Origin of the sequence: Arthrobacter sp. JSM 101049 (assembly GCF_041679245.1) — a bacterium.
Taxonomy (GTDB): Bacteria; Actinomycetota; Actinomycetes; order Actinomycetales; family Micrococcaceae; genus Arthrobacter_H.
On the sequence record NZ_JBGFFC010000004.1, the window covers coordinates 162,692 to 187,688 of the forward strand.

At 66.5% G+C, this 24,997-nt stretch carries 26 protein-coding genes; 16 read left to right on the plus strand and 10 right to left on the minus strand.

Features of this window, described 5'->3' with window-relative positions:
- The 6 genes from ybeY (at position 1) to AB8M85_RS12905 (ending at position 6,571) form a co-directional block, all read left to right on the plus strand.
- Complete coding sequence (gene ybeY, locus AB8M85_RS12880; protein ID WP_372699228.1) at positions 1–474, plus strand: rRNA maturation RNase YbeY; 474 nt, start codon at positions 1–3, stop codon at positions 472–474.
- Positions 471–1,796: a hemolysin family protein gene (locus AB8M85_RS12885; protein ID WP_372699229.1), complete on the plus strand. Its 1,326-nt coding sequence runs from the start codon at positions 471–473 to the stop codon at positions 1,794–1,796. Before ybeY ends, AB8M85_RS12885 begins: the two co-directional genes overlap by 4 nt.
- 3 nt (positions 1,797–1,799) lie before the next feature.
- Positions 1,800–2,954, plus strand: a complete 1,155-nt coding sequence (gene era, locus AB8M85_RS12890) for a GTPase Era (protein WP_372699230.1) — start codon at positions 1,800–1,802, stop codon at positions 2,952–2,954.
- Between the two features lie 246 nt (positions 2,955–3,200).
- Positions 3,201–4,949, plus strand: coding sequence for a 2-isopropylmalate synthase (gene leuA / locus AB8M85_RS12895; RefSeq protein WP_372699231.1), 1,749 nt, complete (start codon positions 3,201–3,203; stop codon positions 4,947–4,949).
- A 59-nt stretch (positions 4,950–5,008) separates the two neighbouring features.
- Positions 5,009–5,761 (plus strand): DNA repair protein RecO, encoded by a 753-nt coding sequence (gene recO / locus AB8M85_RS12900; RefSeq protein ID WP_372699232.1) that lies wholly within the window; start codon positions 5,009–5,011, stop codon positions 5,759–5,761.
- A 3-nt stretch (positions 5,762–5,764) separates the two neighbouring features.
- Entirely contained in the window at positions 5,765–6,571 is an 807-nt protein-coding gene (locus tag AB8M85_RS12905; protein ID WP_372699233.1) for an isoprenyl transferase, read from the plus strand.
- A 35-nt stretch (positions 6,572–6,606) separates the two neighbouring features.
- Here AB8M85_RS12905 and AB8M85_RS12910 read toward each other — a convergent pair whose 3' ends face one another.
- The gene (locus AB8M85_RS12910) at positions 6,607–7,683 is read right to left on the minus strand and encodes an alpha/beta hydrolase (RefSeq protein ID WP_372699234.1); all 1,077 of its coding nucleotides are present in this window, start codon (positions 7,681–7,683) and stop codon (positions 6,607–6,609) included.
- Positions 7,684–7,743: 60 nt separating this feature from the next.
- On the opposite strand from AB8M85_RS12910, the gene AB8M85_RS12915 reads away from it, so the two are divergent.
- On the plus strand, positions 7,744–8,817 hold the full coding sequence (locus AB8M85_RS12915; protein WP_372699235.1) for a quinone-dependent dihydroorotate dehydrogenase: 1,074 nt from the start codon (positions 7,744–7,746) through the stop codon (positions 8,815–8,817).
- A gap of 100 nt (positions 8,818–8,917) precedes the next feature.
- On the opposite strand, the gene AB8M85_RS12920 is transcribed toward AB8M85_RS12915, so the two are convergent.
- A complete protein-coding gene (locus tag AB8M85_RS12920) occupies positions 8,918–9,502 on the minus strand; it encodes a DUF3043 domain-containing protein (protein ID WP_372699236.1) in 585 nt (194 codons plus the stop codon).
- Positions 9,503–9,563: 61 nt separating this feature from the next.
- Between AB8M85_RS12920 and AB8M85_RS12925 the strand changes: the two genes are divergently transcribed.
- The 6 genes from AB8M85_RS12925 (at position 9,564) to AB8M85_RS12950 (ending at position 15,608) form a co-directional block, all read left to right on the plus strand.
- Positions 9,564–10,991, plus strand: coding sequence for a dipeptidase (locus AB8M85_RS12925; protein WP_372699237.1), 1,428 nt, complete (start codon positions 9,564–9,566; stop codon positions 10,989–10,991).
- 82 nt (positions 10,992–11,073) lie between these two features.
- Positions 11,074–11,451 carry a HesB/IscA family protein gene (locus tag AB8M85_RS12930; protein ID WP_372699238.1) on the plus strand — a complete coding sequence of 126 codons (378 nt, stop codon included), beginning with the start codon at positions 11,074–11,076 and terminating at the stop codon, positions 11,449–11,451.
- A 204-nt stretch (positions 11,452–11,655) separates the two neighbouring features.
- Entirely contained in the window at positions 11,656–12,531 is an 876-nt protein-coding gene (gene coxB / locus AB8M85_RS12935; RefSeq protein ID WP_372699239.1) for a cytochrome c oxidase subunit II, read from the plus strand.
- A gap of 5 nt (positions 12,532–12,536) precedes the next feature.
- Positions 12,537–14,255 (plus strand): cytochrome c oxidase subunit I, encoded by a 1,719-nt coding sequence (ctaD, locus tag AB8M85_RS12940; protein ID WP_372699240.1) that lies wholly within the window; start codon positions 12,537–12,539, stop codon positions 14,253–14,255.
- A 2-nt stretch (positions 14,256–14,257) separates the two neighbouring features.
- Complete coding sequence (locus AB8M85_RS12945) at positions 14,258–14,659, plus strand: cytochrome c oxidase subunit 4 (RefSeq protein ID WP_372699241.1); 402 nt, start codon at positions 14,258–14,260, stop codon at positions 14,657–14,659.
- A gap of 160 nt (positions 14,660–14,819) precedes the next feature.
- Positions 14,820–15,608 (plus strand): GntR family transcriptional regulator, encoded by a 789-nt coding sequence (locus AB8M85_RS12950; protein ID WP_372699242.1) that lies wholly within the window; start codon positions 14,820–14,822, stop codon positions 15,606–15,608.
- A 761-nt stretch (positions 15,609–16,369) separates the two neighbouring features.
- On the opposite strand, the gene AB8M85_RS12955 is transcribed toward AB8M85_RS12950, so the two are convergent.
- The 4 genes from AB8M85_RS12955 to AB8M85_RS12970 all read right to left on the minus strand — a co-directional run bounded on the left by AB8M85_RS12955 (position 16,370) and on the right by AB8M85_RS12970 (position 20,684).
- A complete protein-coding gene (locus AB8M85_RS12955) occupies positions 16,370–18,037 on the minus strand; it encodes a cytochrome bc complex cytochrome b subunit (RefSeq protein ID WP_372699243.1) in 1,668 nt (555 codons plus the stop codon).
- A gap of 2 nt (positions 18,038–18,039) precedes the next feature.
- Positions 18,040–19,083, minus strand: coding sequence for a Rieske 2Fe-2S domain-containing protein (locus tag AB8M85_RS12960; RefSeq protein WP_372699244.1), 1,044 nt, complete (start codon positions 19,081–19,083; stop codon positions 18,040–18,042).
- 73 nt (positions 19,084–19,156) lie between these two features.
- Positions 19,157–19,945 (minus strand): c-type cytochrome, encoded by a 789-nt coding sequence (locus AB8M85_RS12965; protein WP_372699245.1) that lies wholly within the window; start codon positions 19,943–19,945, stop codon positions 19,157–19,159.
- A 58-nt stretch (positions 19,946–20,003) separates the two neighbouring features.
- Positions 20,004–20,684, minus strand: a complete 681-nt coding sequence (locus AB8M85_RS12970; RefSeq protein WP_372699246.1) for a heme-copper oxidase subunit III — start codon at positions 20,682–20,684, stop codon at positions 20,004–20,006.
- Positions 20,685–20,789: 105 nt separating this feature from the next.
- Here AB8M85_RS12970 and trpD point away from each other — a divergent pair, with 105 nt between their 5' ends.
- Entirely contained in the window at positions 20,790–21,851 is a 1,062-nt protein-coding gene (gene trpD, locus AB8M85_RS12975) for an anthranilate phosphoribosyltransferase (protein ID WP_372699247.1), read from the plus strand.
- Between the two features lie 96 nt (positions 21,852–21,947).
- On the opposite strand, the gene AB8M85_RS12980 is transcribed toward trpD, so the two are convergent.
- Both AB8M85_RS12980 and AB8M85_RS12985 read right to left on the minus strand, forming a co-directional pair.
- On the minus strand, positions 21,948–22,226 hold the full coding sequence (locus AB8M85_RS12980) for an Lrp/AsnC family transcriptional regulator (RefSeq protein ID WP_372699248.1): 279 nt from the start codon (positions 22,224–22,226) through the stop codon (positions 21,948–21,950).
- A gap of 59 nt (positions 22,227–22,285) precedes the next feature.
- Positions 22,286–22,675, minus strand: coding sequence for a DUF3054 domain-containing protein (locus AB8M85_RS12985; protein WP_372699249.1), 390 nt, complete (start codon positions 22,673–22,675; stop codon positions 22,286–22,288).
- Between the two features lie 91 nt (positions 22,676–22,766).
- Here AB8M85_RS12985 and AB8M85_RS12990 point away from each other — a divergent pair, with 91 nt between their 5' ends.
- Both AB8M85_RS12990 and AB8M85_RS12995 read left to right on the plus strand, forming a co-directional pair.
- Positions 22,767–23,372 (plus strand): hypothetical protein, encoded by a 606-nt coding sequence (locus tag AB8M85_RS12990; RefSeq protein WP_372699250.1) that lies wholly within the window; start codon positions 22,767–22,769, stop codon positions 23,370–23,372.
- Positions 23,369–24,007: a hypothetical protein gene (locus AB8M85_RS12995; protein ID WP_372699251.1), complete on the plus strand. Its 639-nt coding sequence runs from the start codon at positions 23,369–23,371 to the stop codon at positions 24,005–24,007. The genes AB8M85_RS12990 and AB8M85_RS12995 overlap by 4 nt, the downstream gene beginning before the upstream one ends.
- On the opposite strand, the gene AB8M85_RS13000 is transcribed toward AB8M85_RS12995, so the two are convergent.
- Both AB8M85_RS13000 and AB8M85_RS13005 read right to left on the minus strand, forming a co-directional pair.
- Positions 23,988–24,341 carry an SdpI family protein gene (locus AB8M85_RS13000; protein ID WP_372699252.1) on the minus strand — a complete coding sequence of 118 codons (354 nt, stop codon included), beginning with the start codon at positions 24,339–24,341 and terminating at the stop codon, positions 23,988–23,990. The genes AB8M85_RS12995 and AB8M85_RS13000 overlap by 20 nt on opposite strands.
- A gap of 314 nt (positions 24,342–24,655) precedes the next feature.
- Complete coding sequence (locus tag AB8M85_RS13005) at positions 24,656–24,973, minus strand: hypothetical protein (RefSeq protein WP_372699253.1); 318 nt, start codon at positions 24,971–24,973, stop codon at positions 24,656–24,658.
- Positions 24,974–24,997: the final 24 nt, after the last annotated feature.

Consider the following 24,997-nt stretch of genomic DNA (forward strand, 5'->3'; position numbering starts at 1 on the left):
ATGGGCATCGAAGTCAACAACGAATCCGGGCTCGACGCGGACCTCGAGGAGCTCTCGCGGCTGGCCCGCCACATCCTCGAGGCCCTCTACGTGCACCCCCAGGCCGAGGTCTCGATCATCCTCGTGGACGAGGCGGCCATCGAACGCCTGCACATCGACTGGATGGACCTGGAGGGGCCCACCGACGTGATGTCCTTCCCCATGGACGAATTGCGGCCCGGCGCGCCGGGGTCGACCACCCCGGCCGGGATGCTCGGCGACATCGTCATCTGCCCGCAGGTTGCCGCCGTGCAGGCCTCCCGCGGGGGACACACCACGGCCGACGAGATCCTGCTCCTGGCCACGCACGGCATGCTCCACCTGCTCGGGTTCGACCACGAGGAACCCCAGGAGAAGGAGGAGATGTTCTCGCTGCAACGCAGCCTGCTCGAGGCGTTCCTCGGCCGGGACGCCCCGCGCGAGACCACCGAATGATCCCCGCCCTCCTGCTCATCCTGGCGCTGGCCTTCGTCTGCTGCGCCGCCATCCTGACCGCCGCCGAGTCCGCTTTCCTGGCCTTGCCGCGCCAGGAGGCCGAGGACATGCTCGCCGAGCGGCCGCGCAAGCAGCTGCGCGCGATCCTGGCCGACGCCACCGCCCACACCCACGTCGTCCGCTTCTGGAGGATCTGGTTCGAGACCGCCAGCGCGGTGGCGATCGCCCTGCTCTACCACGACGTGCTGGAGAACATCTGGCTCGCCGGCCTGCTGGCCACCGCGACCATGGCGGCGGTCGGCTTCGTCCTCGTGGGGGTCTCGCCCCGCCGGTACGGACGCGTGCGCAGCAGCAGCGTCGTGGTCCTGACCGCACCCCTGGTCCGCGTCCTGCGCCTGGCGCTCGGCCCCATCCCCGGCTGGCTCGTCCGGCTGGGCAGCAGCGTCGCCAAGGGGGCGCCGGTGCAGGAGGATGCCTTCTTCACCGAGGAGCTCTTCCGCGACATGGTCGACCGCGCCCACGAGGCCGACATCATCGAGGACGTCGAAGCCGACCTGATCCACTCGGTCTTCGAACTCGGCGACACCCGGGTCCGCGCCGTGATGGTCCCGCGCACCGACATGGTCACCGTCGACCACGGCACCAAGCTCCAGGACGCCATGAGCCTGTTCCTGCGCTCGGGCTGCTCCCGGATCCCGGTGATCCGCGACAACCCCGACCAGATCGTGGGGATCATCTACCTCAAGGACGTCGCCGCCCGCCTGCATGCCCGGGCCGATGACGAGCACACCGTCGAGCAGGTCTGCCGCGACGTGCGCTACGTCCCGGAGTCCAAGTCCGTGGCCGAGCTCCTGCAGGAACTGCAACGCGAATCGACACACGTGGCCATCGTCATCGACGAGTACGGCGGAACGGCGGGACTGGTGACCCTCGAGGACCTCATCGAGGAAATCGTCGGGGAGATCGACGACGAATACGACGATTCGTCGGTCGAGTCCGAGGAGGTCGAGGACGGGGTCTTCCGCGTCAGCGCCCGGATGGGCATCGACGACTTCGCCGACCTCTTCGACCGCCGCCTGGACGACGACGAGGTCGATACCGTCGGCGGACTGCTGGCCAAGACGCTTGGCCGCGTGCCGATCGTCGGGTCCGAGGTGACGGTGGACGGGATCCGCATCCACGCCGAGCGCCTGGCGGGCCGGCGCAACCGGATCGGCTACGTCCTGGCCTGGGTCGACGAATACCCCGAAGCCGCAGACAATGAGGAGGGGTCGTTGGGCAGGCTGTCCGCCGAAGACGTTCCCCGCGAGAGCAAGGACTGACCCATGGCAGAACCAAAACCCCGCAAGGGCGCCGCGCCGCGCCGTGGCCGGTCCGGCGACACCCCGTCCACCCCCGCTGCCGGCCAGCGAAAGCAGGGGAGCCCGGGCGCCCGGCAGCCACACCGCCGCTCCGCCTCCTCCACGGCAGGCCAGAAGGCCCATGCCTCCGGCAGTGGGGTGCGCGAACCGCAGGTCGGGCCCGCGAGCAGCGGGGCGGCCCTTCCGCGGGAGTGGCCGGAGGACTTCCGTGCCGGGTTCACCTCCTTCGTCGGACGGCCCAATGCGGGCAAGTCGACGCTGACCAACGCCCTGGTGGGGCAGAAGATAGCGATCACCTCGGCGAAACCGCAAACCACCCGCCACACCATCCGCGGCATCGTCCACCGCGACGACGCGCAGCTGGTCCTGGTCGACACCCCGGGACTGCACCGCCCGCGGACCCTGCTCGGGCAGCGCCTGAACGACCTGGTCGCCGAGACCCTCTCCGAGGTCGACGCCATCGGGTTCTGCCTGCCTGCCAACGAGAAGATCGGCCCGGGGGACCGGTTCATCGCCAGCCAACTGGGCCAGCTGCAGCGCAAGCCCGTCGTGGCCATCGTGACCAAGGCGGACCTGGTGGACCGCTCCACACTGGCGCGGCAGCTGGTCGCGGTCGCCGAGCTGGGAACCGATGCGTTGGGCGACCAGGGGTGGACCGCCGTCGTGCCGGTCTCGGCCACCGCGGACTTCCAGGTCACAGCCGTCGCCGACGTGCTGGTGCAGCAGATGCCGCTGTCGCCGCCGCTGTATCCCGACGGGGAACTGACCGACGAGCCCGAGGCGGTCATGATCGCCGAGCTCATCCGCGAGGCCGCCCTCGAAGGCGTGCGCGACGAGTTGCCGCACTCGCTGGCCGTCGTGGTCGAGGAGATCATCCCGCGCGAGGGCCGGCCCGAGGACAACCCGCTGCTGGACATCCACGTGAACCTCTTCGTCGAGCGCCCTTCGCAGAAGGCCATCGTCATCGGGCGCGCCGGGTCCCGGCTGCGCGAAGTGGGCACCAGGGCCCGCCAGGGCATCGAGGCGCTCATGGGCACCCGGGTCTACCTGGACCTGCACGTGAAGATCGCCAAGGAATGGCAGCGCGACCCCAAGCAGCTCGGGCGGCTGGGTTTCTGAGGCGTGCGGCGGGCGGACCCGGCGGTCCGACAGGGGCCGCGGGGCCCGCTGGCGACACATTAAGCCCGGCTGCCGCCACCGGCTGCGCCAACTGCTAGGGTGAGGACCATGCATGCGGGAATCCTTCTACTAGGCAGCCGCGGCGGGACGAATCTGGACACCAGTCACTAGGGCCGACCCCCCGCTGCGGAGTTTCGTGCTGCCGGCCTGAATTTTCAACCACCACTGAAAAGGCCCCCTAGAACCATGCAGAACCTGCAAAAGCCCTCCGGAATGCCCGTCCACAAGTACGTCCCGTTCCAGGACCAGATCAGCGTCGAGCTGCCCGACCGCACCTGGCCGGACCAGGTCATCACCCAGGCCCCGCGCTGGTGCGCCGTGGACCTGCGCGACGGCAACCAGGCCCTCATCGACCCGATGAGCCCCGAGCGCAAGCACCAGATGTTCGACCTGCTGGTGCGCATGGGCTTCAAGGAGATCGAGGTCGGGTTCCCGTCCGCCTCGCAGACGGACTTCGACTTCGTCCGCCAGCTCATCGAGCGCGACCGCGTCCCCGAGGACGTGACCATCCAGGTCCTCACCCAGTCCCGCGAGCACCTCATCGAGCGCACCTACGAGGCCCTCGAGGGCGCCAAGCAGGCGATCGTGCACCTCTACAACTCCACGTCGGTCCTCCAGCGCCGCGTCGTGTTCAACCAGGACGAGGACGGCATCGTCGACATCGCCCTGACCGGGGCCCGGCTGTGCAAGAAGTACGAGGAACAGCTCACCGGCACCAAGATCACCTACGAGTACTCGCCGGAGTCCTACACCGGCACCGAACTCGCGTTCGCCAAGCGCATCTCCGATGCCGTGGCCGAGGTGCTGGAGGCCTCGCCGGAAAACAAGATGATCCTGAACCTGCCGGCCACCGTCGAAATGGCCACCCCGAACGTCTACGCGGACTCGATCGAGTGGATGCACCGCAACCTCGAACACCGCGACTCGATCATCCTGTCCCTGCACCCGCACAACGACCGCGGCACCGGCGTCGCCGCCGCGGAGCTCGGCTACATGGCCGGTGCCGACCGCATCGAGGGCTGCCTGTTCGGCAACGGGGAGCGCACCGGCAACGTCGACCTGGTCACCCTGGGCATGAACCTCTTCGGCCAGGGAATCGACCCGATGATCGACTTCTCCGACATGGACGAGATCCGCCGCACCGTCGAATACTGCAACCAGCTGCCCGTGCCCGAGCGCTCGCCCTACGGCGGCGACCTGGTCTTCACCGCCTTCTCCGGCTCCCACCAGGACGCCATCAAGAAGGGCTTCGAGCACATGGAGCGCGATGCGGCCGCCGCCGGCAAGGGCATCAACGACATCCCTTGGGCCGTGCCCTACCTGCCGATTGACCCGCAGGACATCGGCCGCTCCTATGAGGCCGTCATCCGGGTGAACTCCCAGTCCGGCAAGGGCGGGGTCGCGTACGTGCTCAAGCACGACCACAGCCTGGACCTGCCGCGCCGTGCCCAGATCGAGTTCTCCGGGGTCATCCAGCGCAAGGCCGAGGGCGACGGCGGGGAGATCAGCCCGGCGAGCATCTGGCAGGAATTCCAGAACGAGTACCTGCCCGCGGACACCTTCGAGGGCCGTTCCTGGGGCCACTACCGGCTGGGCAACACCCGCACGCGCACCGACGAGGACGGCTCGTTCACCCTGGAGGCGATGCTGGAGGCCGATGGCTCGGTGCAGGAGCGCTCGGGCACCGGCAACGGCCCGATCAACGCCCTGGTGAACATCCTGGCCGCCGACGGCGTGGACCTGCGCGTGCTGGACTACACCGAACACGCGCTGAGCGAGGGCGGCTCGGCCCAGGCTGCCGCCTACGTCGAGTGTGCCGTGGGCGAACGCGTGCTGTGGGGCGTGGGCATCGATGCGAACACCACCACGGCCTCGCTGAAGGCCGTCATCTCGGCGGTCAACCGGGCCATCCTGGACGCCAACGCCGCAAAATAGAACGCTGCCGCGAGGCAACTGCGGCCGACGGGGCACGGGTTCTCTGGGATACTGGAGTCGTGCCCCGCTCCAGTTTCGCCGCCAAGTCCTACCGGACCCACGGGCTGGTGCTGCGGACCCACAAGCTGGGCGAGGCCGACCGCATCATCGTGCTGCTGACCCCGGAGCACGGCCAGGTCCGCGCCGTGGCCAAGGGGGTACGGAGGACCAGCTCGAAGATGGGCGCGACCCTCGAGCCGTTCATGCTCGTCGACGCCCAACTGGTCCGCGGGCGCAGCCTGGACATCATCACCCAGGCCCAGCTGCGCCACCCCTACGGCCAGGCACTCTCGCTGGACTACGCCCGCTATACCAGCGCCAGCGCCATGGCCGAAACCGCCGAACGCCTCACCGAGGCCGACACCGAATCCGCAGCCCCGCAATTCCGGCTCCTCCACGGGGCCATGGCCGCGATGTCGCGCGGCACCCAGGACCCCGGCCTGCTGCTGGACTCCTACCTGCTGCGCGCCCTGGCCACCGCCGGCTGGGCGCCGAGCTTCACCGACTGCGTGCGCTGCGGCGCCCCCGGCCCGCACACCGCGGTGAACATCCCCCTCGGCGGGGTCGTCTGCGCCGACTGCCGGCCCGCCGGCTCCAACTCGCCGGCCCCCGACACCGTGGCCCTGCTCGCCGCGCTGCTCACCGGCGACTGGGGCGCAGCGCACGACGCCGATGCCTCCTCCCGCAAGGAGGCTGCCGGTATGGTGGCCGGGTACCTGCAGTGGCATCTGGAACGGGTCGTCAAGTCCCTCAAACACGTGGAAAGAGCCTGATCGATGAAGCGACCCCGCGCCCGCGCGCACCGCACCGAGGCCGTGCCGCCCTGGCCCCATCCCAGCGGCGCCGTCCCCCCGCGCATCCCGGCCGAGCTGGTTCCCCGGCACGTGGCCATCGTCATGGACGGCAATGGCCGCTGGGCCAACCAGCGCGGACTGCCCCGCACCGCCGGTCACCAGGCCGGCGAGGCAGCCCTGCTGGACGTGATGGCCGGGGCCATCGAGATGGGCATCAAGTACGTCTCGGTCTACGCGTTCTCGACCGAGAACTGGAAGCGCAGCCCCGAGGAGGTGCGCTTCCTCATGGGCTTCAACCGGGACGTGCTGCACCGCCAGCGGGACCAGCTCGACGCCTGGGGGGTGCGCGTGAGGTGGGCCGGCCGGCGCCCGAAGCTGTGGCGCTCGGTCGTCAGCGAACTGCAGCAGGCCGAGGAGCAGACCCGGGACAACGACGTCTGCCACCTGACCATGTGCGTGAACTACGGGGGACGGGCCGAAATCGCCGACGCCGTGGCCGCGATCGCCGAGGACGTGGCCGCCGGCCGGCTGTCCCCCCGGGGGATCTCCGAGAAGACCGTCGGCCGGTACCTGGACGAACCCGACCTGCCCGACGTCGACCTCTTCCTGCGCTCATCGGGCGAACAGCGGACCTCGAACTTCATGTTGTGGCAGTCCGCGTACGCCGAGCTGGTCTTCATGGACGTGCTCTGGCCGGACGTGGACCGGCGGACCCTCTGGGAGGCCGTGGAGATCTACGCGCGCCGGGACCGGCGTTTCGGCGCGGCGCTGGACACGCCCACCGCCTGAAAGCCCACCGCCTGGGTGCCTGGCACCCCGGGGGATTACCGGCGGGGCAGGTACCCGTCGCAGAACCTTCCGACGGCGTCGTAGGCCTTGCGGCGCGTCGGTGCCGCCGAGGTGAACAGGTCGTGCATCCCGCCCTCGATCCGGGCGATCGAGACCTCGTTGCCCAGCTTCAAGGCCCGCAGCCGCACGGTCTCGACTTCGATGATCGTGTCGGTGACCAGCATCTCGGGCTCGAACGCCGTGCCCAGATGCGTCTTGTCCGAGGTCATCACCAGCACCGGACAGCGGATGTCCAGCCCGCGGGCGACCTCGGCGTGCCCGGACAACACCGCGGAGATCCAACCGGCCGTCACCGGGAAGGCATGGCGGGGACGCCACAACGGGTGGACCTCCCATTCCCCGTGGGCCCGGTTGGACAGCGACTGCCAGTAGTGGTCGACCTCGGGGAGCTTGATCCGCGCCTTCGGCCGCACCCGCGCCAGCGGCTCGAGCAACCCGGCTGCCGCGTTGCGGACCAGCCAGCTGCCCTGCATTTCGAGCCAGGGGGAGTTCAACACCAGGGCCGAGAGGACCCCGGGGTGCCGGTTCGCCCAGAGGCTGGCTGTCAGCCCGCCCGTGGAGTGGGCGACGACCACGATCCGGCCCACCTTGCCCACATCCTCCCTGATGGTTTCCAGCGCAGCCTCGATGTCGGCGTCGTACTCGGTGAGATCGGAGGCATATCCGGGGGTCTGCCAGGAGCGCAGGCTGCGGCCGTAGCGGCGCAGGTCCAGCGCGTAGAAGCGGTAGCCGCGCTCCGTCCAGTACCGGGCCAGTTCGGGGTTGTAGAAGTAGTCGGTCCAGCCGTGCAGGCCCAGCACCACGTCGACCGCGGCACCGTCCGGGTGGGTTCCGCGGGCGCGGTCCAGGCCCTGGCGCAGGTTGAGCATGGCGTCGCGCCAATGCGGTTTCTCCTGTGACGGTGGCAGGTAGCGCACCAGGGTGGCGCAGAGCGGGCCCTCGTCGTCGTGGCCGGGGGAGATGCTGGTGTAGCTGAACCCCGGGCCGAGGTCGTCATCGGCCCACTGCCCGGGTTCGGTGTCGATCGCGTACTGCGGTTCCTGGCTGAGCATATGTCGAGCATAACGAGGACCGAGTTGGCAGCGGGACGGCGTGCAGGGAAGACTGGAACCATGCGCATCTACCCCGCCTTTTTCCGTGTCGTCTTCTCCGGCATGGACCCCGAGAAGGCCCATCACATCGGCTTCCGGCTCATCCGGCTGGCGGAGTCCACCGGGGCCTCGACCGTGCTGCGGCGGATGACCCGCCCGCACGCGGGCCTGCGCCGCACGGTGATGGGCATCGACTTCCCCTCGCCGTTCGGCCTGGCTGCCGGATTCGACAAGGAAGGCCACGGCATCGCCGCCCTGGCCGACCTGGGCTTCGGGCACATCGAGGTCGGCACCATCACCGGCCAGGCGCAGCCGGGGAACCCCCGGCCCCGGCTGTTCCGCCTGGTGGAGGACCGCGCGGTCATCAACCGGATGGGCTTCAACAACGACGGAGCGGCCGCGGTGGCGCCGCGGGTGCGGGCAGCCCTGCCGGTCCTCGCCCGGCGCTTCGGCGCCACCCGGCCGGTGGTGGGCATCAACATCGGCAAGACGAAGGCCGTCGAGCTCGACGCCGCCATCGAGGACTACCTGGCCAGCACGCGCCAGCTGGCCGGACACGCGGATTACCTGGTGGTCAACGTCAGCTCCCCGAACACCCCGGGCCTGCGGCTGCTGCAAGGCATCGAATCGCTGCGGCCGCTGCTGGCCGCCGTGCGGGAGGAAGCCGACCGCAGCGCCGGACGCCACGTCCCGCTGCTGGTGAAGATCGCCCCGGACCTGGCCGATGCCGACGTCGACGACGTCGCCGCCCTGGTCCTCGAGCTCGGGCTGGACGGGGTCATTGCCACCAACACCACGATCGCCCGCACCCGGCTGGTCACCGTCCCGGACCGGGTGCGCGAGATCGGTGCCGGCGGGCTCAGCGGTGCGCCCTTGAAGGCCCGGTCGCTGGAGGTGCTGCGCCGGCTGCGTGCCGTGTTGCCGCGCGAGACCGCGGTGGTCTCCGTCGGGGGAGTGGAGGACGCCTCCGATGTGCTCGAGCGGCTCGAGGCCGGCGCCGACCTGGTGCAGGGCTACACCGCGTTCCTCTACGAGGGGCCGTTCTGGGCCTGGCGCATCAACCGGGGCCTGCGCCAGGCGCTGGCCCGACGCTGACGGGTCCGACGCTGACAGGCCCGGTTCCGGACGGGATACGACGACGGCGGGTCCCCACCCTAAAGGTGGGGACCCGCCGTCGTGCTGGGGGAGACCGGTATCAGTCGAGCTTGGCCCCGCGGGCGACCTGCGGCTTGGGCAGGCGCAGGCGGCGGAACTGCAAGCCGCGCATGGACGCGTACCAGAGCACCCCGCGGTCGTTGTGGCCGAACTTGGCCACCAGGCGCTTCTTGAGCTGGCGGGTCATGATGAACGAGTCGATGATCGTGATGCCCAGGATGACCCACAAGGCCATGGTGATGTAGGCCTGGACCTGCAGGTTCTGGGTCATGGTGAACGCGACGACGAGGAAGATGAGGATGAAGATCATCAGGAATTCGCCGACCATCCAGCGCGAATCCACGAAATCACGGGCGAAGCGCTTCTGCGGGCCCTTGTCGCGGGCGGCCAGGTAGCGCTCGTCGCCGGTCTCGTTGGCCAGCCGCATCCGGTCCTGGGCGGCCATGCGCTGCTCGCGGGCCTGCGCCTTGGCCAGCTTCCGGTCGCTGGGCACCAGGGGGCGCTTGTTCTGCGCCTGCTGGGCATTGCGGCGCGGGGTCGGGGCACCCTTGCCCACGGTCGGACGTTCGGGCTCTGAGGGGGTGGCCTGCGGCGGTGCGGCATCGGCTTTTTTGCTTCCAAACACGCTCCAAGTCTAGCCGGGGCCGGCCCCCTGCCGAAACGCCGCCCAGTTGTAGGGTGAAGGCATGACTACATCCGATTCCACCACCGGCGCCGTCGACCACGCCGTCGACCACGGCGTCGACCTGGCCGCGATCACCGAGCGCGTGAACCGCGCCTTCGACCAGACCGTCTCCGACCTGAAATCACTCGTCGCCATTCCCGGCATCGCCTGGGAGGCCTTCGATGCCGCCGAACTGGACCGCAGCGCCGAAGCCGTCGCCGCACTCGTCCGTTCCACCGGCATGGAGGACGTCCGGATCCTCTCCGTGGACACGCCCGACGGCGTCCCCGGGGCACCCGCCGTGGTGGGACGTCGCCCGGCCCAGCCCGGCAAGCCGACGATCCTGCTCTACGCCCACCACGACGTCCAGCCCCCGGGGGACGAGGACCTGTGGCAGACCAAGCCGTTCGAGGCCACCGAGATCGAGGGCCGGTTGTTCGGCCGCGGTGCCGCGGACGACAAGGCCGGCATCATGGTCCACATCGCCTCGCTGCGTGCGGTGCTGGATGCCGTGGAGGACTTCGGGGTTGGGGTCACCTACTTCTTCGAGGGCGAGGAGGAGGCCGGATCCCCGTCCTTCCGCCCGTTCCTGGAACGGCACCGCGACTTGTTGGCAGCCGATGTCATCGTCGTCGCCGACTCGAGCAACTGGAAGGTCGGGGTTCCCGCGCTGACCACCAGCCTGCGCGGCATGGTGGGCGCCGTAATCGACGTGCGCGTCCTGGACCACGCGGTGCATTCGGGGATGTTCGGGGGTCCGGTGCTCGACGCGCCGACGCTGGCCGCGCGCCTGATCGCCTCCTTCCACGACGCCCAGGGCAACGTCGCAGTCGAGGGCCTGGTGGCCCGCGACACCGAACCGGTCGACTACGCCGAAGCCGATTTCCGTACCGATTCCTCGGTCCTGCCCGAGGTCCGCCTGGCCGGCTCCGGAGCGTTGGCCGACCGCCTGTGGAACAAGCCGGCCCTGTCGGTGATCGGCATGGACGTGCCCTCGGTCGCCGTCTCGTCCAATACGCTGCAGCCCTCGGCCCGGCTGAAGATCAGCGTCCGCCTGGCCCCGGGGCAGGACCCCGCCGAAGCAGCCGAGGCCCTGCGCCGCCACGTCGAGGCCCAGGACCTGTTCGGTGCCCGGGTGGACTTCACCGCCGTCGAGCAGGGCAATGCCTTCGCCACCGACACGACCGCCCCGGCGGCCCGGGCGAGCCTGTGGTCGCTGGAGCAGGCCTGGGGCGTGCAGCCAGTGGAGACCGGCATCGGCGGATCGATCCCGTTCATCGCCGACCTGCTCGACCTCTATCCCCAGGCCCAGATCCTGGTCACCGGAGTCGAGGATCCCGACTCGCGCGCGCACAGCGCCAACGAGTCACTGGAACTTGAGGACTTCCGCAAGGCCATCGTGGCCGAGGCGCTGCTGTTGGCGCGGCTGGACTCACAAGGTCTGCAATAGTGCCCCGTCGTCGTACCATGGAGAGTGAGGGGACGGCACGCTACGGTGCCGCCCTCCGAGACAAGCAATATTGGAGGACCAGATGACCGCCACCACCAACGATTCCCCCGTCGGATCCCCCGAGGAACTCGAATCCCACGAGGTGCTCCTGTCCGATGTCGCCGCAGACAAGGTCCGCAGCCTGTTGGAACAGGAGGGCCGAACCGACCTGCGACTGCGCGTTGCCGTCCAGCCCGGTGGCTGCTCCGGCCTCATCTACCAGCTGTACTTCGACGAGCGGCTCCTGGACGGGGACGCCGTGCGCGGGTTCGACGGCGTCGAGGTCGTCGTGGACAAGATGAGCGTGCCGTATCTCAGCGGCGCCTCCATCGACTTCGAAGACACGATCTCCAAGCAGGGCTTCACCATCGACAACCCGAACGCCGGCGGCTCCTGCGCCTGCGGCGATTCCTTCCACTAGGAAGCACTGCCGGCCGAAAACCCACCTCGACGTAACCATTGGTTGACACGGGGTTTCGGTCGGCATTCCGTCGGGCAAGAGGGTAAGCTCTACGATGAGTAGTAAAACTATTTGTTTCGCCGTGCCGGTGCCGGATGCCTTGCTGCGCCCGGAACCGACCGTGACGAAACGACGTATCGCACCAACAAAGAGGAAGGGCCGTCTGTGAGTTCGCAAGACCGAACCAGCAGCAGTCGCAGGGGCAGGGCCAAGGTATTGGCCATTGCCGGCGCGGGGGCGTTGCTGTTGACGGGTTGTTCAGAACAAGCCGAGCGAGGCTGGCTCCCGAACGAATCCCGGGACATCACCAACCACACTGGAATGATCCAGGATCTGTGGGTCAACAGCTGGATCACCGTGATGCTGGTCGGCATCGTGACATGGGGCCTGATGCTCTGGGTGATCGTCGCCTACCGCCGCCGCAAGGGCGACACCGGGTACCCGCGCCAGCTCAGCTACAACCTGCCGATGGAGATCCTCTACACGGCCGTGCCGCTGATGCTGGTGCTGACCTTCTTCACGTTCTCCGACAACACGCAGCGCACCGTCAATACCCCGGTGGATTCCCCGCTGGTGGTCGACATCCAAGCCAAGCAGTGGGCCTGGGACTACAACTACTCCTACAAGGGAGAAGAAAAGTACGACGCCGGCGTGCAGGCACACCTGGACGGCTCGGCCGGCAAGGAAGATGAACTCCCGGTTCTCTACCTCCCGGTGGACGTTCCCGTGACGCTGGAGCTGAACAGCCGCGACGTCATCCACTCGTTCTGGGTTCCCGCATTCCTGCAGAAGCTCGACATGATCCCGGGCAAGACGAACCGCATCTACCTCACTCCGCAGGAGGAGGGCACCTATGCCGGCAAGTGCGCCGAACTGTGCGGCGAGTACCACTCGGAAATGCTGTTCAACGTCAAGGTCGTCTCCGAGCAGGAGTTCGAGGCCAAGCTGTCGGACATGAAGGACGGACACATCGGGGCGGAATACAACCGCAAGCCCGACGAGGTCACCTCCATCATGATTCCGCATGAGGAAGGGGAGTAGGCGGGATGACTACCTACGAATACGCCACGGACGAGGCAAAGCCCCTCGCCCCCCGGGTCGTCCCGGTATCCAAGGGACGCATCATCGTCAACTGGATCACCTCGACGGACCACAAGACGATCGGCTACATGTACCTGATCGCCTCCTTCGTCTTCTTCTGCATCGGCGGCATCATGGCGCTGCTGATCCGTGCCGAGCTCTTCGAGCCGGGCATGCAGATCCTGCAGACGAAGGAACAGTACAACCAGCTGTTCACTATGCACGGCACGATCATGTTGCTCATGTTCGCCACGCCGCTGTTCGCCGGCTTCACCAACGTCATCATGCCGTTGCAGATCGGCGCACCCGATGTTGCCTTCCCGCGGCTGAACGCGTTGGCCTTCTGGTTCTTCCTGTTCGGTTCGACCATTGCCATGGCCGGCTACATCACCCCGCAGGGTGCTGCGGCCTTCGGCTGGTTCGCGTACGCGCCGCTGTCGAGCACCACGTTCAGCCCCGGCGTCGGCGGTGACCTCTGGGTCTTCGGCCTGGCCCTGTCCGGCTTCGGAACGATCCTGGGCGCCGTCAACTTCATCACCACGGTCATCTGCCTCCGTGCCCCGGGCATGACCATGTGGCGCATGTCGATCTTCAGCTGGAACGCGCTGATTACCTCGCTGCTGGTCCTGATGGCCTTCCCGCCGCTGGCAGCAGCCCTGTTCGGCCTCGGCGCCGATCGCCGCTTCGGCGCCCACATCTACGACCCGGATGCCGGTGGCCCGATCCTGTGGCAGCACCTGTTCTGGTTCTTCGGCCACCCCGAGGTCTACATCATCGCCCTGCCGTTCTTCGGCATCGTGTCCGAGATCTTCCCGGTCTTCAGCCGCAAGCCGATCTTCGGCTACAAGGGCCTGATCTTCGCGACGATTTCGATCGCCGCGCTCTCCGTGGCCGTGTGGGCCCACCACATGTACGTCACCGGCTCGGTGGCCCTGCCGTTCTTCGGCTTCATGACGATGTTGATCGCGGTGCCCACGGGCGTGAAGTTCTTCAACTGGATCGGCACGATGTGGCGAGGCTCGATTACCTTCGAGACACCGATGCTCTGGAGCATCGGCTTCCTGGTCACGTTCCTCTTCGGCGGCCTCACCGGCATCATCCTGTCCGCACCGCAGCTCGATAGCCATGTTTCCGACACCTACTTCGTGGTGGCTCACTTCCACTACGTGGTCTTCGGCACCGTGGTGTTCGCCATGTTCGCCGGCTTCTACTTCTGGTGGCCGAAGTGGACCGGGCGCATGCTCAACGAGCGCCTGGGCAAGATCCACTTCTGGATGCTGTTCATCGGCTTCCATGGCACGTTCCTGATCCAGCACTGGCTGGGCGTCATGGGCATGCCCCGCCGCTACGCCGACTACATGCCGGAAGACGGGTTCACCACCATGAACCAGTTCTCCACGGTGTTTGCCTTCATCCTGGGCCTGTCGATGATCCCGTTCTTCTGGAACGTCTGGGTGACGGCCCGCTCTGCCAAGCGTGTCGAGGTCGATGACCCGTGGGGCTTCGGCGGTTCCCTGGAATGGGCGACGTCGTGCCCGCCACCGCGCCACAACTTCCACTCGATTCCGCGCATCCGCTCCGAGCGTCCGGCGCTTGATCTCCATCACCCTGAGCTGTCGGCCCGGGCAACCCCGACCGCCGGTGTTGCCAAGGTCTTCGGCCCGGCCGACCAGAAGGACCTGTAGCCATGAAAGTTGAAACCGGACTGTTCCTGGTTCTGGCCGTCTTCTTCCTGCCGGTGTTCATCGTCTATGGCGTCATGACCGATTGGGAAGAATGGGTCGGCATCATCGCCCTGGCGCTGGCCATGGGCTTGGGCCTCATGGTGGGCTTCTACCTGTACACGACGTCCAAGCGCGTCGGCCAGCGTCCTGAGGACCGGGTCGACGGCGAGATTCACGAGAATGCGGGCGTTATCGGCCTGTTCTCCCCGTGGAGCTGGTGGCCGCTCGTCCTGGGGACCGCCGCCGCCATCGGCTTCCTCGGCATCGCCGTCGGCTTCTGGATCACCTACATCGGTGTTGGACTGTGCATCATCGCCCTCGTGGGCTGGGTGTACGAGTACAGCCGCGGAGACCACGCACACTAGGTCCCGCGCACCGCGCCAAAGGGGCGGCTTCTCCCTCCGGGGAGAAGCCGCCCCTTTCGCATGCATCGCACAACTGGCCCTCGAGTGATGGCGGGTTCACGCTGCCGGTGTCGCGTTACCATGGACGGTGAGGCCCAGCTAGAGAATGGCGGAAAACCCGATGCCCCACAGGCCACCAGTTCACGTGTCGGGCGTGCTGGACCCCTCCTCACCCCTGAAAAAGCACCAGCAGATCAAAGAGATCCTTCGGCACCATGCCACCACGGTGTGCGAGCCGGGACGTCCGATCCCCTCGGAACGCGAACTCACCGACCAGTTCGGCGTCGCCCGCATGACCGTACGGAACGCCATCAATTCCCTGGTCGATGACGGCGTTCTGGAACGCATCGTCGGGGTCGGGACCTTCGCTGCTTTTCCCAAAGTCGACCTGCAAGTGAAACTCACCTCCTACAGCGAGGAGATGGAGCGCCGCGGCATGGTCCCCACCGGCCGTGTCCTTCGATTCGACGAGGTGCCTGCCACGGGACAACTGGCGCGGGAAATGGAGCTGGAGGACGGGACACCGGTGGTACGCCTGCGCCGTCTCCTGCTCGCGGACGGGCTGCCGATGAACCTCGACGAAAACTACCTCCCGTCCCATCGGGTCCCGGGCTTCCTCGACGACCCGGCGCCACGGCAGCTGTACGCGTCGTTGAATGAACGCTACGGCCTCGTCATGCAGTGGGGCGAGGACCAGGTGGAGGCGGCCGCAGCCACCCAACATGACGCAAAGCACCTCGGGGTCGATACCGGGACCCCCTTGCTGAAAATCCAGCGCCACGCCTACGTCAAACGCGAACTGGTCGACTACTCCGTCTCGCTCTATCGGGCCGACCGCTACAAGCTCTTCGTGCCCCTCCAGCGCCCCGGAACGCGTCCCCGGCACTCCTACGAGTCCGAAGAGGGCTAGGCCCTGCAGCGATGGCGCCAGGGCGCGCCATGGTGCTCCCAGACGTATCTCCACCGCGCGTCCGTCCGGCCGGCCGCCTGCAGCCGTCACCAGGAAGCCTGGATCCTCGCAGGAGGCCGCCGGGCACAGCTGGCTCTGCCTGAGCGGCCATGCGGAATGCAGTGCGGTCCAACGCCGGCGCACGCAGCATCAGGCAGGCGATCCTCCCTGAAGGCCGTGGCTGCCCCAACCGCCACGGAGTGCCTCCGCCAGTACAGTGGTGCCGCGAACCTCGGCCCTCCACCAGCTCGCGGCCCACTGTCCCTCGGAAATGTCGGGGGATGGCACCGCCGACCGGGGGAGTCCCTCCGATTCGTGGGGTCTGCAGAGGATGCTTCCCTCGTCGTGGATTCGCTCTGTCCGGTACCCCTTGGGGCCCCACGCGGCTTCCATGAAGGAAGCGGTCATGTTCGGTCGTTCCCCGGGGGGTACCAGCGTGCAAGCGGCGGCAAGGTCGACGAGAGGTGTAGCAGCGCCGGGTGACCCCACCCGTCACCGATTCGGCAAACCTCAACGCGTCGTGGACACCCAGTCCGACATGGTGCCCAGAACAGGTACCGGGCGAAGAACCGTTGCAGTTGGGCCTGCGAGGACGGCACGTGGAGCTTGCGGAACCCCCGTGCCCCCGGGTCGGGCTCTGCGCGCCGCAGGGACACCTGCGCCTAACGCACGCTGGGCCCCGACCGAAGCGGTCGGGGCCCAGCGTGCATACAGGTGAATGTCTAGTGGTCGATGGAGGCGTTCTGTGAGGAGCCCTCAAGCTCCGGCGCGTGGTGGCCGTGGGCGGCCTCCAGCTCGGCCGGTGTCACCGGTGCGACCCGGTCCTCGAAGAAGAACTTCGAGATGGCGCCGCGGGCCTTCTCGGACTTGGTCACATGGCCGGCACGGTCCGCCTCGGCCGGGATGACCTCGTGCGATTCGAAGGCGACGAGCTTGTAGCGCTTGTACAAGTCGAGTTCGACATGCTGCTCCGTGAAGGCGCCTTCGGGGGACATCTGGATGATGCCCGCTTCGCGGCCATGGAGGACGATCTCACGGTCCTTGCGCTGCAGTGCCAGGGCAATGCGGCGGGCCACAATGAACCCGACAATGGGGCCGAGGAAGAACAGCACACGGAGCCAGTACGTCACGTCGTTCAGCGACACATGGAAGTGCGTGGCGATGAGGTCGGACGAGGCAGCGCACCACATGACGCAGTACCAGATGACACCGGCCACGCCGACGCCGGTACGGAACGGGGCGTTCCGTGGGCGATCGAGCAGGTGGTGTTCGCGGTCGTCCTTGGTCACCCAGCGCTCGATCCATGGCCAGCCGAACATGGCGCCGATCAGGATCGCTGCGGGAACCATGGGCAGCAGGACGTTGAGGATGAGGTTGTTGTCGCCCCACGGGAACGGGATGATCCACTCGAAGCTGAAGTTGCCCAGCACACCGGGCATGAGGCGCAGGGCGCCATCGACCCAGCCGATGTACCAGTCGGGCTGCGTACCAGCGGAGACGGGGGAGGGGTCGTAGGGGCCGTAGTTCCAGATCGGGTTGATGGTGAAGAAGCCGGAGATGGCTGCGACAATGCCGAACACGATGAAGAAGAAGCCGCCGGCCTTGGCCGCGTAGACGGGACCGACGGGGAAGCCGACGACGTTGTCGTTGGTCCGGCCCGGGCCGCGGTACTGGGTGTGCTTGTGCACGACAACCATGAACAGGTGGATCGCGATCATCAGCAGGATCATTGCCGGCACCAACATGATGTGCAGCATGTAGAGCCGGCCGACAATCGCCGTACCTGGGAATTCGCCGCCGAACAGGAAGGCGGAGATGTAGGTGCCGACGACCGGGAGGGCCTTGATGACACCGTCGATGATGCGCAGGCCGTTACCGGACAGCAGGTCATCGGGCAGCGAGTAGCCGGTGAATCCGGCTGCCATGGCCAGGACGAGCAGCGTGCCGCCGACGACCCAGTTGAGCTCACGCGGCCGGCGGAAGGCGCCGGTGAAGAACACGCGCAGCATGTGCACGGAGACCGCGGCAACGAACAGCAGCGCGGACCAGTGGTGCACCTGGCGCATGAACAGGCCACCACGCACGTCGAAGGAGATGTCCATCGTCGAGGCCATGGCCACCGACATGTGAACGCCCTTGAGCGGGTTGTAGCTGCCTTCATAGACGGTGTGCGCCATGGAGGGATCGAAGAAGAACGTCAGGAACGTTCCGGAGATCAGCAGGATGACAAAGGTGTACAGCGCGACTTCGCCGAACATGAAGGACCAGTGGTCCGGGAAGATCTTCCGACCGAATTCCTTGACCATGGCGGATCCGCCAACGCGCGTGTCCACGAAGTTGGCGATCCGACCCGTCGAGGTTTTGGGACGGTACTCATTGGTTGAGGACATGATTAGCCACGCTCCCAGTAGCTCGGGCCGACGGGCTCATGGAAGTCGCTCTGGGCAACCAGGTAGCCCTCCGAATCGACCGTGATCGGAAGTTGCGGAAGTGCGTGACCGGCCGGGCCGAAAATGACCTTGCATTCCTGCGTCAGGTCAAACGTCGACTGGTGGCACGGGCACAGCAGGTGGTGCGTCTGCTGCTCGTACAGGGCAACGGGGCAGCCCACATGGGTGCAGATCTTCGAGTAGGCAACGATGCCGTCGTAGTGCCACGTCTCGCGCTCGGGGGAGATATGCATCTGCTCGGGATCCAGGCGCATGAGCAGGACGACGGCCTTGGCCTTTTCGTTCAGCGGATCTTCCATCTCGTTCAGCCCCTCGGGGATGACATGGAAGGCCGAGCCCAACTGGACATCGGAGGCCTTGATCGGGGTTCCGGACGGATCGCGGACCAGCTTGACGTCCTTGTCCCACATGGTGTGGCGAAGACGATCGACAATCTGGCTGGCGCTGGCGCCAGTGCGGTCCAGGTCGCGGAACATGAAGATCGCCGGGATCGGCGCCAGTGCGACGGCGGCGATCAGCGAATTGCGGATCAGCGGACGCCGCTTGATGCCGGTTTCCTCGATGATGTCGCCGAGCATCTTCTCGGCGACTTCGCGGTCGCCTTCCGGGCGGATCTCGTGGCGCAGCTCGGTGATTTCGTGGTCCGGCATCAGGGTCTTGGCCCAGTGGACGATGCCCACGCCGATTCCCAGCATCGCGAACGCGGTCCCGATGCCCAGCAGGGTGTTCTGCAGGCGGATCTCGCTGATCGATTCTGCATGCCCCACGACGAAATACGCCACGAAGAACAGCAGCGTGCCCAGAACGGACAGCACGAACAGCAGCGTTACCTGGCGTTCCGCCCGCTTTGCGGCCCGTGGGTCGACGTCAGCGAGACGCGGCCGGTGCGGAGGCAGGCCCGGGTCCTGGAAAGTATCCACGGAGCCCTGACCGGCCTTAGCAACGGTGCCCGGGTCGTTCGGACTGCCGTGACTATGGTCGCCCATGTTCTCTCTCATCCTTTTTCTCAAATTCCTTGGTACGAAGTGTGGTATACGGGACGATGCCCGTTGCCCGGGATCAGGACGGGCGCGAGGTCAGCCAGATCGTGAAGGCGATGACGATGCCGAGTCCTGCAGTCCAGATCAGCAGGCCTTCGGAAACCGGGCCAAGCGAGCCGAGCTGTGCGCCACCGGGGGAGCCCTGGGATTCGATTTCCTTCAGGAAGGTGATGACATCGCGCTTCTCGTCGGGCGTGATGTTCGAATCGTTGAAGACAGGCATGTTCTGCGGGCCCGTGACCATGGCCTCGTAGATGTGCTTTTTGCTGACTCCGGCCAATGCCGGGGCGAACTTGCCGCGGGTCAGGGCGCCACCAGCTGCAGCGGCGTTGTGGCACATGGCGCAGTTGACGCGGAAGATCTCGCCACCGGTTGCGGAGTTGCCCTTGGACGTATCGAGGACTTCCTCGCCCGGTACTGCGGGACCGGCGCCGAGCGACGCAACGTACGCCGCCAGCTGCATGGTTTCCTCGTCCGTGAACTGGCGCGGCTTCTCCCGGGCCTGCGGGCCATTCATCTGCATCGGCATGCGACCGGTGCCAACCTGGAAGTCGACGGCTGCCGCGCCGACACCGACAAGCGAAGGGCCACTAGGGGAGCCTTCGGCATTCATGCCGTGGCAGGTGGCACAGTTGGCGACAAAGAGCTTGTTGCCTTCGTTGACGTCGCTGGCGCTGTACGTCGTCGCGGCCTTGGCCTCGTTGACGCTGCTGGCCGCGGCATACAGGCCGCCGGTGATGAGCAGACCCATCAACAACAGCGCTACGGCGGCGAGCGGATGGCGGCGCCTTTGCGAAAGAGCCTTCACTTGCTGGTTCCTCACTTGGTTTGATTGATGATGCTTGATGTGGCCCGTAAGCCGGTGTCTACTTCAGGAAGTAGATGATCGCGAACAGTGCGATCCACACGACGTCGACGAAGTGCCAGTAGTAGGACACGACGATGGCCGACGTTGCCTCAAAGTGACCGAACTTCTTCGCCACGAAGGCGCGTCCGATGATCAGGACGAAGGCGACGAGGCCGCCGGCGACGTGCAAACCGTGGAAGCCGGTCGTGATGTAGAAGGCCGAGCCATAGGCGTTGGAGTTCAAGGCGACGCCGTGGTGGACGAGTTCGGTGTATTCATACGCCTGGACGGAGACGAAGATCGCCCCGAGGATGAAGGTGAGGATGAACCACTCGACCATTCCCCACTTGCGGACGTTCAGCAGTCCGCCGAGGCGGCGCGGCTGGAGGTCCTCGGCCCGGAAGACTCCGAGCTGGCAAGAGAAAGAACTGGAAACCAGGATGATCGTGTTGACGAGTGCGAACGGGACGTTGAGCTTGGCTGTCTCGTTCGCCCACAACTCCGGCGACGCCGCGCGGAGTGTGAAATACATGGCGAAAAGGGCGGCGAAGAACATCAGCTCGCTGGAAAGCCAGACGACGGTTCCGACCGACACCATGTTGGGACGGTTAGGCGCAGGGTGCGCCTGGGCATTGAGGGCATGAGTCGCAGTTGTCACAGAGCCATTATGTCTATAAAAGTGCCGCAGACACCAATGCATCGGACCCCGAGTCGCCGGTTTTCGCACCGGTCAGCCCCAAGTTCCGCGGAATATCAAGGGAGAAACAATTCCGCACTTTCTACAAAACGTAGATAACCTTGTTGCGTGTCAACGATTTCTTCTCAGTCCAAGTTCCCGAACTGGCCAACGATCCTCACGTCGCTGATACGCGGCGAGGACCTGTCCACAGAGGACGCCGCGTGGGCGATGAGCGAGATCATGGGCGGCAACGCTTCTGATGTGCACATTGCCGGCTTCCTCGTTGCGTTGCGCGCCAAGGGCGAATCCGTGGCGGAGCTGTCCGGTTTGGTCGAGGCCATGATCGCCAGCGCGCGTCCGCTCGATCTTCCCGGGGAGAAGCTGGACATCGTTGGAACCGGTGGAGACAGGCACAACACCGTGAACATCTCGACCATGTCGTCCCTGGTGTGCGCCGGAGCCGGCGCGCGCCTGGTCAAGCACGGAAACCGCGCCGCCTCCTCGTCGTCGGGTTCGGCTGACGTGCTTGAAGCCCTTGGTGTCCGCCTCAACACCCCAGCAGAACGCCTGGGCCCCATTCTCGACGAGGCTGGCATCACCTTCTGCTTTGCCCAGATGTTCCATCCCTCCATGCGCTTTGCCGCCGCCGCCCGTTCGCTTCTGGGCGTAGCCACGGCATTCAACTTCATGGGTCCGCTGACCAATCCGTCACTGCCCACCGCCTCGGCGATCGGCTGTGCGGACGCGCGGATGGCGCCCATCATGGCCGGCGTCCTCGCGGCCCGTGGGTCCCGTGCCTTGGTATTCCGGGGGGACGACGGTTTGGACGAACTGACGACGACAACGACCAACCACGTGTGGGAGGTACGTTCCGGGGAGGTTACCGCGACGGTCTTCGACGCACGCGACGTGGGAATGGAACGGGCGTCACTGCAGGATCTGCGCGGTGGCGACGCCCAGCACAATGCCGCGGTAGTCCATGACATCCTCGCAGGGGCAGCGGGCCCGGTACGTGATTCGGTCGTCCTGAACGCCGCAGCGGGGCTGGTCGCCTTCGATGAAAGCGCCACGGGCAGCTTGGGGGAACGTCTCGCAGCGGCAGCCGATCGAGCCCGGAAGTCCATCGACAGCGGTGCCGCACGGCAGGCACTGGAGCACTGGATCCACGCCACGAGCATCGGCGAGTAGCGTCCCACACCACAACGGGGCCGTTGGCTCCCGCTCCGTATGCCGGTGCGGGAGCCAACGGCCCCGGGTTAACCTGCCTGGATCAGGCGGGCCCTGCTATTCGAGTCCCAGTGAAAACGCGGCGTCGAGGTCGTGCTGCGAATAGGCGCGGAAGGCAATATGGGTCGTGGTCTCCACAACGCCGTCGACCTTGGACAGCCGGTTCGCGATGACTTCAGCCAGGTCTTCATGGTTTCGGACACGGGCGATGGCGATCAGGTCCCAGTCACCGGCGACCGAGTAGACCTCGCTGATACCGTCAAGCTCGGAGATCCTCTGCGCGCATTCGGGAATGCTGTCAGCGGCTGTCTGGATCATTACAAACGCGGTGATCATTACGTCTTCCTCCACCTTCCGGCACCGGGAATGTCCGGCTGTTGAATCGTGCTTTCAGCCTAGTTCACGGCACCATCCGCTCGCACTTTACGACGTGCGAGCAGGGAACCTATCGCTCGTCGCCCCACGAGGAAGATGCCCAGGACGAGGGCGGCTACGACAATGAACGGCGTGGCGGCGGTGTCCCCGGTCAACACGCGGATGATGAGCCCCAGCGCCACGGTCCCGATCCACACGACAATCCCATGTGGCCAGATCCGGATCGACTCGCGCCAGACAACCGTGATGCAGGAGAAGATGGCCAAGGCGATGAGGAAGGGCGCGGCGGTTCCCAGGATGCCTGCCGCGTCGAGGCCCTCCGCATGCGACCGGCGTCCCAGCGCGGCAAAAATGACCACGAGCAGCAGATCGATGATGAACAGGGCAATCCACGTCAGGCGATTTTGCATGGTCAAAGTCTATCCGCGCTCTCCGGCCTGGGCATCGGGGCGACAAACTTGCTTCCTTGTTTTGGACAGCACAAGAAGGTAGCCTTGTCGCATGATCGTCTTGACCATCGACCAGCGGGATTCAAGGCACAGTCCCGATCGGGTGGACGGGCTCGTCGCCCGCTTGAACGCGGACTATCCCACTGTCCGCGCCTTCGAGCGCACTGCAGGCGACGAGCTCCAGGGGGTCCTCGACGACGGACGGGCGGCGGTGGAACTCCTCCTGGATGTCGCGTTGGACGAAGAATGGAGTGTTGGCCTCGGGGTCGGCTCGGTGAAGGAGCCGTTGCCGGAGCAGACGCGTGCGGGAGCGGGGGAGGCCTTCGAAGCTGCACGGGACGCGGTTGAGCGGGCCAAGCACGCCCCGGCATCTGTGGCGGTGACCGGCGCAGGTCCGGAGGCGCAGCGGCTGGAGGCGGAGTTGCAGCTGGTAGCCGAGGTGAATAGGCGGCGCACCGCATCGTCACAGGAAGCGGGGACACTCGTCGACCGGGGCCTGTCGCAGCGCCAGGCTGCCGTAAGCCTCGGGATCACCCAGCAGGCTGTGTCGAGCCGGCTGGCTTCGGGGCTTTGGAGCCAGTGCCGGAAGCTCGCCGATCAGGCCGGCCAGGCACTGGACCGCTATGCAGCCGAATTCGACGGGAGGAAGAACCCATGACCACCCTCGTCCTGCTGGCCCTGTCTGGCGCTGTCGGCTTGCCACAGTATTTCCGCCGGTTCCGTGGCACGACGAACCGCTGGCTTTTCATCACCGCCGCGGGACAGGTAGTGCTGCTGGCTGCGGCGGCATTTCTCGCCGCTGGCACGGCCGGGGGAGTCCCGGGCTGGGGTACCGCTGCAGCATTCTCCGTAGCTGCGGCCGCCCTTGGAGGAGGACCGGTGACCATGTCGATCCTGCGCCTGTCAGAGCGTTCGGCGGCAGTCGAACTCGCCAGACAACCGATGGCTGCCGCACCGGACGACGACGCCGAAGTGGCACAACGACGCGATCTCGATAGCACCGTGGTAGTCCACGTAGACGCTGCCGTTGCTTCCCTTGCAGATCGCTCAAGCCAGATTTTGCAAGGAGGCGCTTGGATCGGCGTGTTGGAGCGGCTCGCCATTTCCGCAACACTCTGGTGTGGATGGCCTGAGGGCCTTGCCATTGTCCTGGCCGTGAAGGGGCTGGGCCGCTATGCCGAATTGGGCAAGGACGGGGCGGCAGAACGGTTCATCCTGGGAACGTTCGCCAGCGTGCTCTGGGCCTGCGCCTGCACCGGCGTCGCGGTTCTGGCTACCGCGTTGTACCGGTAACAGAGTACGCGGCCCTGACGCCCTTTACTGCGCCGAGGGCCACGAGCACGACAAGGGCGGCGTAGGCCGCCAGAACGCTCCAGTCTGGCATGCTTCCACCGACGACGAGGAGGGCGATTCCGGTCGCGAAGGGCACGATTCCTCCTAGAACGAGCCAAGGTCCCGCAGCAACGTGGGTTTCCAGCCAGGCCTCATCTGAGGAAGTAGTCACGGGTAGCCGGATCCCGATCATCCAGCCGGAAGGCAGTCTCCGCGCGATTCCCAGGCCACCCACCGCGGCCAAAGCCGATCCGATCACCATCATGATGACTCCCGTCGTCACTGCGTCTTCCATCCAGATTTCCCCCTTGGTTCGCTCGCCGGGATCGGGTTGAGCCGAGCCGTTCCAACCGAGCTTATGCCCGCAGACTCTTCCCCGACGGGTGGCAGACACTGCGGCGCCGCATCGACGAGCACGGCAACGGTGCCACAACATGCATCGGATGCAATAATCATTGTTCTACTGGCACCTCTGCGTATCTAGGCCGGGCGTGTTCGTGAATCGAGGCAGCAGGTAATGGTGCAAAGAACAAGGAGTCGGTCGCTCTGTGGCTCATGCGCGACCGTTTCGGTCCATCCATCGTTTCGCGGGCTGGAGTTGGTGGATGGCTACGGTGTCTGGCCCGCCAGCGCGTCGTAGCTGCTCAGCATCGTGACAAACAGGTAGGCGGTTGGGGCCAGGGCCAACAACTGGATGAGGGTGGCGTAGAGCATGGTCAGCAGGTCCGCCTTGGAGCGCTTGACCTCGTAGTAGCTGCGGAACTTCAGGGTCCCCCAGGCCACGACCAGCATCGCGGGAATTGAACCTGCGGCTGCCAGCACCAGAAGGACGCCCGGGGGCAGAAAGCCGGCGCCGACAGCGACGGCCGCGCACGCAAGGGCCGCAGGAACCAGCGCCAGCAGTGCTTGGCGAGGGGTCAGGCGCATCAGCCCGAATCGTCGATTGGAACC

What these genes read in the sequence shown, in the direction of transcription:
- ybeY (WP_372699228.1), top strand. Translation starts at nt 1, where the DNA reads ATGGGCATCGAAGTCAACAACGAATCCGGGCTCGACGCGGACCTCGAG.
- AB8M85_RS12885 (WP_372699229.1), top strand. Translation starts at nt 471, where the DNA reads ATGATCCCCGCCCTCCTGCTCATCCTGGCGCTGGCCTTCGTCTGCTGC.
- era (WP_372699230.1), top strand. Translation starts at nt 1,800, where the DNA reads ATGGCAGAACCAAAACCCCGCAAGGGCGCCGCGCCGCGCCGTGGCCGG.
- leuA (WP_372699231.1), top strand. Translation starts at nt 3,201, where the DNA reads ATGCAGAACCTGCAAAAGCCCTCCGGAATGCCCGTCCACAAGTACGTC.
- AB8M85_RS12905 (WP_372699233.1), top strand. Translation starts at nt 5,765, where the DNA reads ATGAAGCGACCCCGCGCCCGCGCGCACCGCACCGAGGCCGTGCCGCCC.
- AB8M85_RS12910 (WP_372699234.1), bottom strand. Translation starts at nt 7,683, where the DNA reads ATGCTCAGCCAGGAACCGCAGTACGCGATCGACACCGAACCCGGGCAG.
- AB8M85_RS12915 (WP_372699235.1), top strand. Translation starts at nt 7,744, where the DNA reads ATGCGCATCTACCCCGCCTTTTTCCGTGTCGTCTTCTCCGGCATGGAC.
- AB8M85_RS12925 (WP_372699237.1), top strand. Translation starts at nt 9,564, where the DNA reads ATGACTACATCCGATTCCACCACCGGCGCCGTCGACCACGCCGTCGAC.
- AB8M85_RS12930 (WP_372699238.1), top strand. Translation starts at nt 11,074, where the DNA reads ATGACCGCCACCACCAACGATTCCCCCGTCGGATCCCCCGAGGAACTC.
- ctaD (WP_372699240.1), top strand. Translation starts at nt 12,537, where the DNA reads ATGACTACCTACGAATACGCCACGGACGAGGCAAAGCCCCTCGCCCCC.
- AB8M85_RS12945 (WP_372699241.1), top strand. Translation starts at nt 14,258, where the DNA reads ATGAAAGTTGAAACCGGACTGTTCCTGGTTCTGGCCGTCTTCTTCCTG.
- AB8M85_RS12950 (WP_372699242.1), top strand. Translation starts at nt 14,820, where the DNA reads ATGCCCCACAGGCCACCAGTTCACGTGTCGGGCGTGCTGGACCCCTCC.
- AB8M85_RS12955 (WP_372699243.1), bottom strand. Translation starts at nt 18,037, where the DNA reads ATGTCCTCAACCAATGAGTACCGTCCCAAAACCTCGACGGGTCGGATC.
- AB8M85_RS12960 (WP_372699244.1), bottom strand. Translation starts at nt 19,083, where the DNA reads ATGGGCGACCATAGTCACGGCAGTCCGAACGACCCGGGCACCGTTGCT.
- AB8M85_RS12970 (WP_372699246.1), bottom strand. Translation starts at nt 20,684, where the DNA reads ATGCATTGGTGTCTGCGGCACTTTTATAGACATAATGGCTCTGTGACA.
- AB8M85_RS12980 (WP_372699248.1), bottom strand. Translation starts at nt 22,226, where the DNA reads ATGATCACCGCGTTTGTAATGATCCAGACAGCCGCTGACAGCATTCCC.
- AB8M85_RS12985 (WP_372699249.1), bottom strand. Translation starts at nt 22,675, where the DNA reads ATGCAAAATCGCCTGACGTGGATTGCCCTGTTCATCATCGATCTGCTG.
- AB8M85_RS12990 (WP_372699250.1), top strand. Translation starts at nt 22,767, where the DNA reads ATGATCGTCTTGACCATCGACCAGCGGGATTCAAGGCACAGTCCCGAT.
- AB8M85_RS12995 (WP_372699251.1), top strand. Translation starts at nt 23,369, where the DNA reads ATGACCACCCTCGTCCTGCTGGCCCTGTCTGGCGCTGTCGGCTTGCCA.
- AB8M85_RS13000 (WP_372699252.1), bottom strand. Translation starts at nt 24,341, where the DNA reads ATGGAAGACGCAGTGACGACGGGAGTCATCATGATGGTGATCGGATCG.
- AB8M85_RS13005 (WP_372699253.1), bottom strand. Translation starts at nt 24,973, where the DNA reads ATGCGCCTGACCCCTCGCCAAGCACTGCTGGCGCTGGTTCCTGCGGCC.